This window comes from Rhodococcus sp. NPDC057014, from assembly GCF_042673295.1.
In the GTDB taxonomy this organism is placed as follows: Bacteria; Actinomycetota; Actinomycetes; order Mycobacteriales; family Mycobacteriaceae; genus Rhodococcus_F.
In genome coordinates this window covers 1-12,318 of the sequence record NZ_JBHUSF010000284.1, presented here as the reverse complement: position 1 = coordinate 12,318, position 12,318 = coordinate 1, and the positions used below count along the sequence as shown (strand labels likewise).

At 65.2% G+C, this 12,318-nt stretch carries 11 protein-coding genes; 9 read left to right on the top strand and 2 right to left on the bottom strand.

The annotated features are described in order from the left end of the window. Window positions 1-1,093, bottom strand: a 1,093-nt coding sequence (locus ACFTZB_RS35620) for an NDMA-dependent alcohol dehydrogenase (RefSeq protein WP_378439063.1), incomplete at its 3' end; no start/stop codon positions are given. 401 nt (window positions 1,094-1,494) lie between these two features. Here ACFTZB_RS35620 and ACFTZB_RS35615 point away from each other — a divergent pair. From ACFTZB_RS35615 to ACFTZB_RS35590, 6 genes are all read left to right on the top strand, one after another. Next, on the top strand, window positions 1,495-2,649 hold the full coding sequence (locus tag ACFTZB_RS35615; RefSeq protein WP_378439061.1) for a CaiB/BaiF CoA transferase family protein: 1,155 nt from the start codon (window positions 1,495-1,497) through the stop codon (window positions 2,647-2,649). A 151-nt stretch (window positions 2,650-2,800) separates the two neighbouring features. Continuing rightward, the gene (locus ACFTZB_RS35610) at window positions 2,801-3,955 is read left to right on the top strand and encodes an acyl-CoA dehydrogenase family protein (RefSeq protein WP_378439059.1); all 1,155 of its coding nucleotides are present in this window, start codon (window positions 2,801-2,803) and stop codon (window positions 3,953-3,955) included. A 40-nt stretch (window positions 3,956-3,995) separates the two neighbouring features. Next, window positions 3,996-4,514, top strand: a complete 519-nt coding sequence (locus ACFTZB_RS35605) for a MaoC/PaaZ C-terminal domain-containing protein (RefSeq protein WP_128640966.1) — start codon at window positions 3,996-3,998, stop codon at window positions 4,512-4,514. Between the two features lie 2 nt (window positions 4,515-4,516). After that, window positions 4,517-4,915 (top strand): Zn-ribbon domain-containing OB-fold protein, encoded by a 399-nt coding sequence (locus ACFTZB_RS35600; protein ID WP_378439057.1) that lies wholly within the window; start codon window positions 4,517-4,519, stop codon window positions 4,913-4,915. Window positions 4,916-4,925: 10 nt separating this feature from the next. Continuing rightward, window positions 4,926-6,149: a CaiB/BaiF CoA transferase family protein gene (locus ACFTZB_RS35595; RefSeq protein ID WP_378439055.1), complete on the top strand. Its 1,224-nt coding sequence runs from the start codon at window positions 4,926-4,928 to the stop codon at window positions 6,147-6,149. A gap of 18 nt (window positions 6,150-6,167) precedes the next feature. Then, window positions 6,168-7,316, top strand: coding sequence for a CaiB/BaiF CoA transferase family protein (locus ACFTZB_RS35590; RefSeq protein ID WP_378439053.1), 1,149 nt, complete (start codon window positions 6,168-6,170; stop codon window positions 7,314-7,316). Here ACFTZB_RS35590 and ACFTZB_RS35585 read toward each other — a convergent pair. Then, window positions 7,306-7,707: a VOC family protein gene (locus ACFTZB_RS35585; RefSeq protein ID WP_378439051.1), complete on the bottom strand. Its 402-nt coding sequence runs from the start codon at window positions 7,705-7,707 to the stop codon at window positions 7,306-7,308. The genes ACFTZB_RS35590 and ACFTZB_RS35585 overlap by 11 nt on opposite strands. A 229-nt stretch (window positions 7,708-7,936) precedes the next feature. Between ACFTZB_RS35585 and ACFTZB_RS35580 the strand changes: the two genes are divergently transcribed. From ACFTZB_RS35580 to ACFTZB_RS35570, 3 genes are all read left to right on the top strand, one after another. Continuing rightward, window positions 7,937-8,209 carry a WhiB family transcriptional regulator gene (locus tag ACFTZB_RS35580; RefSeq protein ID WP_378439049.1) on the top strand — a complete coding sequence of 91 codons (273 nt, stop codon included), beginning with the start codon at window positions 7,937-7,939 and terminating at the stop codon, window positions 8,207-8,209. Between the two features lie 233 nt (window positions 8,210-8,442). Continuing rightward, the gene (locus ACFTZB_RS35575) at window positions 8,443-9,873 is read left to right on the top strand and encodes an aldehyde dehydrogenase (RefSeq protein ID WP_378439047.1); all 1,431 of its coding nucleotides are present in this window, start codon (window positions 8,443-8,445) and stop codon (window positions 9,871-9,873) included. A 59-nt stretch (window positions 9,874-9,932) separates the two neighbouring features. Continuing rightward, complete coding sequence (locus tag ACFTZB_RS35570) at window positions 9,933-11,948, top strand: FUSC family protein (RefSeq protein ID WP_378439045.1); 2,016 nt, start codon at window positions 9,933-9,935, stop codon at window positions 11,946-11,948. Window positions 11,949-12,318 lie beyond the last annotated feature (370 nt).

Here is a 12,318-nt window from a genome sequence, read left to right as displayed (position 1 = left end):
GGTTGCGGCCGGCCTTCATGTCGTCGAAGCCGACGTTGATGTCGTCGAGGGAGTAGCGGGTAGTCACGAGCTCGTCGAGCCGAAGCTGCCCGTTCTGGTACATCTGCAGCTGTGCCGGGATGTCCGCGGTGGGGCAGCTGGCCCCGAACAGGGAGCCCTGCAGCCGCTTCTGGTACAGGACGAGCTCGTGCAGGTTGATGTCACCGTCCTTCACCGCGACATCACCGAGCCCGACCGCCACACACGTACCCGCCTTGCGGACGGACTGCAGACCCTGCCCCACATGACGTCCGCTGGTGACGCCGACGGTGACGATGGTGGCGTCGGCGCCCTGACCGTTGGTCATCGACCGGGCCACCTCGGTGGCCTCCTCGATGTCGGCGACGGCGTGGGTGGCCCCGAGCTTCAACGCCGATTCGCGTTTGAACTCGACCGGGTCGACGGCGATGACGGCGCCCGCGCCGGCGTGTGCGGCACCCTGTACGGCATTGATCCCGATCCCGCCGATGCCCATCACGATGACGACGTGCCCCGGCCTGATCTGTGCGGAGTTGACCGCCGCACCCCAGCCGGTCCCCACGCTGCACCCGGTCAGACACGCGGCGTCCAGTGGGATCGAGGGGTCGATCTTGATCGCCGATGCCGTCGAGACGGTCACGTATTCGCAGAATGTTCCCAGACCGGCGAGCTGTCCGACCGGTGCACCGTCGAGGGACAGTCTGAACGAGCTCGGATCGTCGAAGCGGGCACCGGTGGCGAGGAAGCGGCCGAGATCGCACAGGTTCTGATGACCGGTGGCGCACCATCGGCAGCGACCGCACACCGGCAGGAAGGAGAAGACCACGTGGTCGCCCTCGGCGAAGCCTGTGGTGCCCGGTCCCACTGCCTCGACGACCCCCGAGCCTTCGTGGCCACCCGCAATCGGGAGGATCCCCGGTTGCTGGTCACCGGTCGCGAAGTGGTCGTCGGAGTGACAGAGGCCCGTGGCGGCCATCTTGACCCGGATTTCCCCAGGCCGGGGATCATCGACCTCGAGCTCGACCACCTCGTACGAGCCCGGCGACTGCCGCAGCACAGCGCCCCTGGTCAGCATGAGCGTGCCGCCCGCGCGCTGGAATCGGATACCGCCCTGCCCGCATCGACGCGATCATTCGGTGTTCTCATGGTGCATCCACTCCTCTTGGTGACGATCCCGCTGGTGAGCGCCGGTGAACACCGGCGTACGTTCGATGACCCCGACTGGCCGACTGCGGACAGCGTCGGCCGTTGCCGAACACTGCGCCGCTGTCTCCATGCGCGGATTCATCCGCAGCACGGGAAGAAATACTGCCTCCGTGAATGGTGTCACTGTGAAGTCGAATTCGTCAATGGTGGCATAGAATTGGCTGAATAGATCGATGGAATTCGGTTTGCCCGAATCGACACTTCACGTTTCTTCAATTGGAACCGACTCCGGTGAGCAATAGACTCGAGGTGGTCGATTGGAGCCGAAATATGAAGAAATCCCGTGGCCCGCTCGCGGGCGTCAAGATCGTGGAACTGGGCGGCGTCGGGCCCGTTCCGTTCTGCTGCATGCTCCTGTCCGACTTGGGGGCGGACATCATCCGGATCGACCGACCGCCGGGCTACGACGGTGGCGCGCCGGTGGATCCGCGCTTCAGTCTCCTCAATCGCGGACGCCGCAGTGCAGCAATGGATCTGAAGAACGAGGCGGCCGCCCCTGCGATTCTCGACCTGGTGCGTCGAGCCGATGTGCTGGTGGAGGGATTCCGGCCCGGCGTGGCAGAGAAGCTGGGGATCGGCCCGGACGACTGTCGCGCCGCGAATCCCGCGCTGGTGTACGGGCGGATGACCGGCTGGGGGCAAGACGGACCGCTGGCTCAGTCCGCGGGGCACGACGCCAGTTACATCTCACTGACCGGCGTACTTCACGCCATCGGGCCCAAGGATGGACCACCGACGCTGCCGCTCAACCTTGCCGGCGACTTCGGCGGCGGCTCACTGTATCTGGCGCTGGGAGTGGTTGCGGCTCTTCTCGAGAGCCGGCTGTCCGGTCGTGGGCAGGTGGTCGATGCGGCGATGGTGGACGGGTCGGCGTCGTTGATGACCCTGTTCTACGGCCTTCACGCAGCCGGATACTGGCGCGACGAACGCGGAGCCAATCGGCTCGATTCGGGCGCGCCCTGGTACCACGTGTACGAGACCTCGGACGGACGCTGGCTCAGCATCGCCTGTAACGAAACCCGATTCTGGCGCAACACTCTTCGCCTTCTCGGACTGAGTGAATCCGACATGCCCGATCAGCACGACCGGACCCGCTGGCCGGAGATACAGGAACGGTTCGCCGCGGTGTTCCGGACCCGCACCCGCGACGAATGGTGCGCCCTCGCCGAAGGGGAGGACGCGTGCTGGGCGCCGGTGTTGTCGCTGACCGAGGCGCCGCAGCACAAGCATCTCGTTGAGCGCGGCACGTTCACAGAGGTCGACGGCGTGGTGCAGCCGGCGCCGGCGCCGCGGTTCAGCCGCACTCCGGGCGCGATCCAGGGCCCGCCCGACGCGCCCGGACAGCACACCGACGACGTTCTCGGCGACTGGGGTTTCACCGCCGAACAACTTGCTGCGCTCCGCGCGGCGGGCGCAATCACCTGACCCCTCGGCTGCGCCTCACAACAGGATTCACATTTGCCGAATCGTTGATTCGAAAAGAATCACTAGGTTCTGCAACCGCGCAGTTCTAACATTTATTCAAGCGGTGCAACCGAAATACGGGCACCATTCCTTCCGATCTGGAGAGAAGAATATGAATTCGAACTTCCTCGACGAATCCCAGGCAGCTTGGCTCGACGTCGTGAACGATTTCATGGACAACGAAATCACCGTCGAGTATGTCCGGCACTGCGACGAGAACCGGCTCTACCCGTACGAGGCGTACGAGAAGATCGCCAAGCAGGGCTGGCTCGGCATCCTGTTCCCCGAGGAGATGGGCGGCTCCGGCGGCGATATCTTCGACTACTCGCTGATGGCAGAGGGTCTCGGCAAATTCGGATTCGACTTCGCGTGCTCGGTGCTCGTTCCGACCTTCACCGCCATGAACATCCTGAAGTTCGGCACCAAGGAGCAGCAGGACCGCTACGTCAAGCCGTTCATCGACGGTGACATTCGCTTCTCGGTCTCGATCTCCGAGCCCGACGCCGGTTCGGACGCCGCGAACACCAAGACCCGCGCTCGCCGTGACGAGAACGGCGACTGGGTGATTACGGGCTCCAAGCTCTGGTGCTCAGGTGCAGCGGCCGACAATACGGTCATCGCGATGCTGGTTCGCACCGACGCCTCCGACAAGCACAAGGGCCTGTCGGTGCTGCTGATCCCGAACGACACCCCGGGACTCGTCATCAACAAGCTGCCGACCCTGTCGCGGCACGCGACCGGCACCACCGAGATCTTCCTCGACGAGGTCCGGGTTCCCGGCGACGCGCTGCTGGGCGAAGAGGGCCAGGGCTGGAAGGTCATCACCGACCACCTCGAACTGGAGCGTTGCGCCGTCGCAGCCGCGTACACCGGCAACGCGCAGGAGGCAGTCGACAACGCCAACCGGTACGCGCACCAGCGCACTCAGTTCGGCAAGCCGATCCGTGAGTTCCAGGTCCTCAAGCACATGCTGGCGGAGAACCAGACCCGCGTCGACGCTGCTCGTCTGCTCTGCTACCGGGCCGCCGCGATCAAAGCCGAGGGCACCCCGGCCGCCCGCGAGACCTCGATGGCCAAGCTGTACGCGTCGGAGACCCTCAAGCAGTGTGCGCTCGACGGCATGCAGATTCTGGGCGGCTACGCCAACCTGCCCGAGGGCGACATGGAGCGCTACCTGCGCGAGTCGATCCAGTGCACGATCGGCGGCGGCACTTCGCAGATCCAGCGCACGATCATCGCCAAGTCGATGAAGCTGACCAACGCCTGAGTCTCCCCCCGATCACCTTTCACGTCCCAAGGAAGCAGCGATGACAACGACGAATCCCGTAACCATCAACAACCGCATCGACATGCCGCTCGACGAGATCGAGGTCGGCACGGTGTTTCGCAGCGGTGGTCGCACCATCACCGAGACCGACGTGGTCAACTACTGTGCGCTGACCGGCAACTGGATCGAGATCCACTCGAACGTCCACTACGCGGCCCAGACCCGTTTCGGTGAGCGCCTCGTACAGGGGTCGCTGACCTACTCCATCATGACCGGCCTGATCACCTTCGGTCCGCCGATCCAGGCGAACTACGGGATCAACAACCTTCGGTATCTCACGCCGGTGCACATCAACGACACCATCTACGTCACCGCCGAGGTCCTCGCCAAGAAGGACAAGGACGACAAGTACGGCGTCATCACGCTGCTGATGAAGGCGCTCAACCAGAACGGCGACGTGTGCCAGAAGAGCGAATGGAGCCTGCTGATGCTGCGCAAGCGCGAGGATCTCGAGGCCCTGGTCGGCGCGTCGCTGCCTACCGAGCGCGCCAAGAACTAACTATGTCGTCGAAGCCCGGCGCAGCGATCGTCAGCATCGCGATGCAGGGCGCCGGGCTGACGTCGACTATCACCGCCGCGTCGCAGACGATCGCCGCAGGCACGGTGGAGAACGTGCTCTGCCTGCACGGCGATGCGACGGAGTCGGCATTGTCGTGGACACAATCGGCCGGGAGCGGGACGATCTACTCGTACGGCACGATCATGCGTGGACCGACGCCCGTCTGGACCACGATCGTGCCGTACACGGTCGGCTCCGCGCAGATGGACGACGGCTACACCTTGTTCGCGCACATCGACGGCGAACCCGACGCCATCGCGATCGGAAAACCGGTCACGACGCGTTTCGTACAACGTGGGGAGCAGAAACTCCCCGTATTCACCATGACGGACCACCAGTAGGAGCAGTGACATGACCGGACCATTGGAGGGTGTGCGCATCCTGGACCTGACATCGAACTTCATGGGCCCGTACGCGTCGCTCCTGCTCGCCGACATGGGGGCAGACGTCTGGAAGATCGAGTCACGGGCCGGCGATACGACTCGAGGTGTCGGCCCATCCCGCAACCCAGGAATGAGCGCTATCTTCCTGCACCTCAACCGCAACAAGCGCAGCCTCGTCCTCGATCTCAAGTCCGCCGGCGGCAGCGCCGCACTCGAGCGGATGATCGGTTCCGCCGACGTGCTGCTGTACAGCTTGCGGCCTCGAGCGATGGCCAGGCTGGGGTTGAGCTACGAGGACGCCCGCACGATCAATCCGCGGATCATCTACTGCGGCTGTTACGGGTTCGGCCAGAACGGCCCCTACGCCGACCGGCCGGCATACGACGACCTGATCCAGGCAGCGGTCGGTATGCCGGTACTCCAGAGCCGCAAGGCAGGTCCGCCGACCTATGTGGCCACCGCCATCGCAGACCGCGTCGTCGGCATGGCCGCGAGCACGGCCGTGTCGATGGCACTGTTCCGGCGCGAGAAGACAGGTGTCGGTCAGGAAGTCCAGGTACCGATGTTTGAGACGTTCGCGCATTTCGTCATGGGCGACCACCTGTACGGGCACACGTTCGATCCGCCGATCGGCGATTGGGGGTACGGCCGGATGATGAACCCGGACCGCCGCCCGTATCGGACGCTCGACGGCGGCTACCTCGGGGTGAACGTCTACGTCGACAAGCATTGGCAGCGTTTCTTCGAAATCTCCGGACACCCGGAGATGGTCGAGGACCCGCGTTTCGCCGACATCAACGGACGGACCCAGAACATCGGAATCCTGTACGAGTTCCTGGGGCAGATGTTCGAAACGAAGACGACCGCGGAATGGATGAAGCTCCTGACCGAAGCGGATATTCCGGTCATCGAGATGAACACCCCGGAATCGTTGCTGGACGATCCACACATGAGGGAGGTCGGCTTCTTCGTCGACCAGGACCACCCCTCGGAAGGCCCGCTGAAGACGATGGCGATTCCGCAACAGTGGAGCGAGAGTCAGCCGGACCTGCGGTACCCGGCGCCGCGCCTCGGCGAACATTCGGTGCAGTTGCTCACCGAAGCCGGTTTCGATCGCGGTGAAATAGACGAGCTGCTGAATTCCGGCGCCACGTACACACCCGAAGTGCGCGCCGCACATTCGGCCGGCTGACCACCAAGGAGGAAGACGATGCAGCGTGATCTGCCGTTATCGGGAGTTGTCGTGGTCGAGCTGGGCGACAGTGCCTCGGCACCGTTCAGCGGGAAGATCCTCGCGGAACTCGGCGCCGAGGTGTGGAAGGTGGAGCGTCCGACGGGCGACTCCGCCCGCGGCTGGGGGCCGAGCACATGGAAGGGCAGCGGCGCCGCGTTCCATGCGCTCAATCGCGGTAAGCGTTGCATCAGCATCGACATCAAGGATCGAGATCAGCTGAAGACGCTGCACACGCTGATCGCCGAACGCGCGGACGTCTTCATCCACAACCTCCGGCCGGGTTCCAGTGCGAAGTACGGGCTGGACGCCGACAGCCTCCGGGTGACCAAGCCGGAGTTGATCTATTGCGAGATCGGCGCGTTCGGACATGTGGGTCCGCTGAACACACTCCCCGGATACGACCCGCTGATGCAGGCGTTCTCCGGAATCATGAGCATCACGGGCGAGGAGGGACAGCCCCCGGTGCGGGCAGGGGTGTCCATCATCGACTTCGGGTCCGCGATGTGGGCGGTGATCGGCATCCTGTCGGCGCTGCACCGCCGTCAGGTGAAACACGCCGGTGCGACGGTCAACGCGTCGCTCCTCGAGACCGCCATGGCGTGGATGTCGATCGGCGTCGCGAACTACAACGCCGACGGCGAACCCGGCGGTCGCCACGGGTCGGGTGTCGCGTTCATCGTCCCGCACCGCGCGTACTCGACCAGCGACGGCGATCTGATCGTGAGTTGCGCCAACGACCCGCTGTTCGCTCGCCTCTGCGCCGCACTCGGACATCCGGAATGGTCGACCGACGATCGGTTCGCCACCAACGCTGGGCGGCTGCAGAACCGGGCCGAGATCGACCGGCTGATCGGTGAGCAACTGGCGAAGGAAACACGTGCCCACTGGCAGGAACTGCTGCAGGGTGCCGGCATCCCGGCCGCACCGATCCAGACCACCGCCGAAGTCGTCGCCCACGAGCACACCCATGCGCTCGGGATCATCGGCACGCCGTCGGACGACGAGATCGGACTGGTCGGTCTGCCCCTGTCGTTCGACGGTCGGCGCCCGCCGCCCCTGCACGCGGCTCGCGACATCGGGGCGGACAACGACCAACTTCCCGAAGTGCTGAAGATCAGACCCTGACGGAGGTGCCCACCTGGTATTCCGACAGCTCGATGAGATTTCCGTCCGGATCGCGGATGTACACACTGGTCATCAGCCCTCGAGCGCCGTGGCGCTGGACAGGACCTACTTCCACCGGAACGCCCCTGTCGGACAGCTCGCGGACAACCGCGTCGATGGATTCTTCGACGATCAGGCAGACGTCGGCGCTACCGGGTTGCGCGTGCCGAGCGTTGGGCGTCACCTCGCTCGGTTGCTGGTGCAGATTGATCTTGCTGCGACCGAACAGCAAGGCCCGGCGATCGTCGCCGTACCGGTGTTCGGACATCCCGAGCACCGTCGAGTAGAACTCGACGGTGGTGTCGATGTCGGCAACAGTCAGCACGAAATGGTCGATATGCGCGATATGCATCTGAATCGTCCGTTCCCGTCTCGAGCAAACCCACCGCTCAATTCATTTGCGCCCGAGCACCGATCGGCGCCCGCACTGAGCATTTTCTGCAGAATTGTTCCGAAAGTCAAAGATGCGGAAGCTAACCCGAGGTAAGCCCCACCCTGTGGATCGTAACTTCCACTCCCCCTTGCGTTTCTGTTCCCAAAGGCCGAACGCACGCCGCGAAGCCAGGAAAGCACTGTGAACCATGAATCTCGCATCACACGTCGATCGTGACGATTGGCGACCACAGGCGCGTTGCCGTGGCATGGACATCGCCGTCTTCTATACCGATCGCGAAGACAATCGCACCTGGTCACGCCGTCAGGAGCAGCAAGCGAAGGCGATCTGCCGCCAATGCCCGGTGATCAGCGAATGTCGCGCAAGCGCGATTCATTTCGGAGAGCAACACGGAATCTGGGGCGGCCTGAACCCGAACGAGCTTCGCGCCGCCCGCAAGTGGAGTCGATGGCAAAGATAGCCGATCGATTGTCGCGGTCATGGGGGTGCTGGTGGCCCCTCCCACGTCGGCTTCGAGATACGTAAGATCAGGCCGGAGGGCACACTCGATCGGCTCGCCGAATCGAATTCGTCGGATCACTCGGCCCTCATCCGACATCGGCAGACGTCGCATTACCCGTCCCGACGTTCCGGTCGGGGCATCCATCATTTCTTGCCGCCATCACAATGCGGTGGGACCAGGAGGACACAAGAATGGTCACGAACCACGAATCCCATTACATCGGCGGCGAGTACCGGGCCGCCCACTCCGCCGAGACAATCTCCGTCATCAATCCGTCGACGGAGGAAGCCTTTGCCTCCATCGTCGACGGTGATTCCTCCGATATCGACGCGGCCGTGCAGGCCGCCGACGCCGCCGGGGTCACGTGGGCCGCCACCCCTCCGTCCGAGCGAGCCGCTTCCCTGCGCCGCCTGGCCGACACCTACGAAGGCCGTATCGACGAGATCGCTGCGCTGGTGACGCGGCAGAACGGCACCCCGATCAGCGTGTCCCGGGCGATGCAGCAGCAAATTCCGCTGTACTACCGGTACTTCGCGTCGCTCGCCGACACCCTCGTCGAAGAGGAGCCACTGGAAACGTCCATCGGTGACGCGCTCCTGCAGCGTCGGCCGGTCGGCGTGGTGGGGGCGATCACCCCCTGGAACGGCCCCCAGCCCCTGCTCGCGTGGAAGATCGGACCGGCACTCGCGGCAGGATGCACCGCGGTGATCAAGCCGGCACCGGAAACTTCGCTCGATGCTTTTCTCTTCGCGGAAATCGCCACCGAAGCGGGTATCCCCGCCGGCGTCGTCAACGTCGTCACGGGAGGCCGCGAGACCGGCAGCGCCCTCGTCGAGCATCCGCTGGTGCGCAAGATCGCCTTCACCGGTTCCACCGTCGCCGGCAAGGCCATCGCCGAGACCTGCGGCAGGGACCTCAAGCGGGTGACACTCGAACTGGGCGGCAAGTCGGCCGCCATCCTGCTCGAGGACGTCGATCTCGACGCCTTCAAGCCGTTCGTGGCAACCGCGTGCTCACCGAACACCGGCCAGATTTGCCGGTCCCTGACCCGGGTGCTCGCACCCCGGTCGCGGTACGACGAAGTAGTCGACGCGGTCAGTGCCGCGATGAGCGAGATCCCGATCGGCGATCCGACCGATCCCGCCAACCTGTTCGGCCCCCTGGTGTCCGAACGGCAGCGAGATCGCGTCGAGTCGTACCTGGAGCTGGGACAACGTGAAGGAGCGAAGGTCGTCGTCGGCGGGGGCCGATCCACGGCGAACGACCGGGGTTTCTACATCGAGCCGACCGTGTTCCGTGACGTCACCAACGACATGCGCATCGCCCGTGAAGAGATCTTCGGCCCGGTCCTCGTCGTCATCGCCTACGAGAACGAGGACGAGGCCATCGCCATCGCCAACGACTCCGAGTACGGCCTCGGCGGCGGCGTCTTCTCTCCGGACCGCGAGCACGCCACCGCCGTCGCCCGGCGCATCGTGACCGGCACGATCGGTGTCAACAGCGCGTCGTTCCCCACGGAGGCACCATTCGGCGGCGTCAAGAACAGCGGCATGGGCAGAGAACTCGGGCCCAGCAGCCTCGAACCGTACCTGGAGCTCAAAACGATCTTCCGCAGCGCCTGACAGCCGGATCCCGGAGAAGGGGGCACCCCCGCGAAGGACGAACAGTGCGAAAACACGTCATGACAGGCTCGAAGCGACCGAAAGACGCCACCGGTAGGCGGCAGGTGATGCACCGCGAGGCACTCGGCCGCGCTGCCCTGCGAGGGCTGAAGCCCGGACGGCCCCTTCAGGATCCTGCCCGTCTGCTTCGTGTGGCAGTCGGCATGATCGTCGCGGCGATCGGCGGCTACTTCCTGCACGACTTCGAAGAGCAGGTCCTGATCTGTGTCGGTGCGTTCCTCGGGGGCATCGCATCCTTGATGCCACACAACCGCTCACGTCTGGGAGCAGCCGTCCTCACCGGAACAGCCGAGATCTTCGCCGCGGCCGCCGGGATCCTCTTACACGGGCTGTGGTGGCTCATCCTCCCCGTTCTCTTCATCGGCTTGTTCACGGCCGGGATCCTGCGTGTAGTGGCGCTGAGCATCAGCATGCGGTTTCTCGTCGTCACGATCATCTTCGTCGCCTTCGCCGAGATCACCCCGTCCCTGCCGGTCGGTGCCCGTGAGCTCGCACTGTTCGCGGTCGGCGTCGCCATCATGCTCATGGCACAACTGCTCCCGCCGTACGAGCCACGCCATGCGGTGCAACGCCGCGCCGTCGCATCGCTCTACGACGCGTTGGCCTCCGGTGGGCCGTACGGTCCGGCGCTACTGGCTGCCGACCGAAGCCTTGCCCTGCTTCGCGGTCGCCGCCACCGCGAGATCGACCACCTCACCGAACTCGTCGAGCGTGGGGAGGAAATAGCCCAGTTGCTCGCGGCCGTGAACAATCGGGGCGACGATGTGGACGCCCCCTGGCGAGCAGCTGTGTCCGAGCATCTGCACGCGATCGGAGGCGCCATCCGGCGCCGCCGCCCCGAACTTCTCCCGTCGGATCTGGCAGTGACAGCCGGGCAGGACCGACTGCAGCGCAGGCTGATCGACGCGATCACGACCGCGGCGCGGACCACAGCCGGCGCCCCCGCCCCCGTCCCGTCGGACGAGCGTCGACCGCCGACCTCACTGGAACTCGTCCGTGCCGAATTGCATCCGGCGTCACCGATCGTCCATCACGCGTTGCGGCTCGCGGTCACCGGGGTCATCGGTCAAGTAATCGGCGTCGCGATCGGCGCCTGGGTCGGCACGCATGTGTTGCTCCACGGACACGGCTTCTGGGTTGTCGTCGCTGTGGTGCTGATCCTGTTCCCCGACTACGGAGAGACTTTTGCGCGCGGTATCGGCCGTACCGTCGGTACGCTCGCCGGCGCCGCCGTCGGTCTGGCGTTGTCGTTCCTCCCCCCGGATCCGATACTGCACACCGTCACGCTCATCACGCTGTTCCTCGGCTATCTCGCATTCCGCAGCTGCGGCCAGCCCTGGACCATGCTGTGGGTCGTGGCCTGGATTTCGGCATTGACGGTCGGTCCACTCGGGGCGGTGACCCGCGGCGCCGAAACAGTCATCGGCTGCGCTCTGGCATTCGCCGCGTACATGCTCGCGCCCACCTACCAGCGCAAGCGGCTCAGCGAGTTGCTCGCGGTATGGGCGCGAGCCGAAGCGGATCGCCTCGACGCGCTCGATCGGCTATCGGACCAGCCGCAGGAGAACCACCGGCTCGAGGTCGCCAGGGCGACCGTGGGCAGTAGGTTGGCTCGACTCGAGATCGTCGAGGCCGCGGACCACGCCCAGCTCGAACCCGACGACAAGGCAGGACGCTGGACGAACGACGACATTGCGCGGGCCGTCCAGGCTGTCGTCGAGATCGGACGGCAGGTCTCGGTCCTGGGCGCTCTCGCGCCCGGCTCGGACCGGGACAGCGGCCCTCAGCTGCGGCAAGAGACGGCATTGCTGGCGTACAAGCTCAGGGACCTGGCGGCCCCTATCGAGCTACACGAAACCGTACCGCCCTCAGATCCAGCTCGCCCGGTGCCGAACCGGCGGCAGGACCACCCGGTGCCCGACCCGGACCTGCAGATCGCCATCGACAAGGCCACCGAATCGATATCCGTGCTGGGCGCGACCCTGGCGAAGCAGCTCAGCTGCCGCAGCGTGTGAGGCAGCCCTCGGCGGGCGGTGCCTGCGCCCAGCCGGCGAGAACGAGCAGGGAATCCTTCGTGGCGGAGTCGCGTGTCGGGAGGGGTATCGAACCCCAACCCCGTCACGCGAAGTGGGCATTGACCCAGTCGAGCATCTGCTCGGGGTTCTCGGGGAAGTAGTTGTAACCGTCGAAGCGTCCGCGCCCAGGCAGCGGCTGAGCAGCCCGATGTGCGAGTTGTCGATGCCCAGGCGAGTGCGCCCGTAGTGCAGGGAGCCGATGACGTCACGGTATTCGAGGAGGCCGATCCCGACGATCCCGCCGTTCGCGGCGCCGCTGTGGGGGGCAGTAGTGGAACCCAGAGGCGTACCGCGAAGAAGTGCAGTGCAG

What these genes read in the sequence shown, in the direction of transcription:
- ACFTZB_RS35615 (WP_378439061.1), top strand. Translation starts at nt 1,495, where the DNA reads ATGAAGAAATCCCGTGGCCCGCTCGCGGGCGTCAAGATCGTGGAACTG.
- ACFTZB_RS35610 (WP_378439059.1), top strand. Translation starts at nt 2,801, where the DNA reads ATGAATTCGAACTTCCTCGACGAATCCCAGGCAGCTTGGCTCGACGTC.
- ACFTZB_RS35605 (WP_128640966.1), top strand. Translation starts at nt 3,996, where the DNA reads ATGACAACGACGAATCCCGTAACCATCAACAACCGCATCGACATGCCG.
- ACFTZB_RS35600 (WP_378439057.1), top strand. Translation starts at nt 4,517, where the DNA reads ATGTCGTCGAAGCCCGGCGCAGCGATCGTCAGCATCGCGATGCAGGGC.
- ACFTZB_RS35595 (WP_378439055.1), top strand. Translation starts at nt 4,926, where the DNA reads ATGACCGGACCATTGGAGGGTGTGCGCATCCTGGACCTGACATCGAAC.
- ACFTZB_RS35590 (WP_378439053.1), top strand. Translation starts at nt 6,168, where the DNA reads ATGCAGCGTGATCTGCCGTTATCGGGAGTTGTCGTGGTCGAGCTGGGC.
- ACFTZB_RS35585 (WP_378439051.1), bottom strand. Translation starts at nt 7,707, where the DNA reads ATGCATATCGCGCATATCGACCATTTCGTGCTGACTGTTGCCGACATC.
- ACFTZB_RS35580 (WP_378439049.1), top strand. Translation starts at nt 7,937, where the DNA reads ATGAATCTCGCATCACACGTCGATCGTGACGATTGGCGACCACAGGCG.
- ACFTZB_RS35575 (WP_378439047.1), top strand. Translation starts at nt 8,443, where the DNA reads ATGGTCACGAACCACGAATCCCATTACATCGGCGGCGAGTACCGGGCC.
- ACFTZB_RS35570 (WP_378439045.1), top strand. Translation starts at nt 9,933, where the DNA reads ATGACAGGCTCGAAGCGACCGAAAGACGCCACCGGTAGGCGGCAGGTG.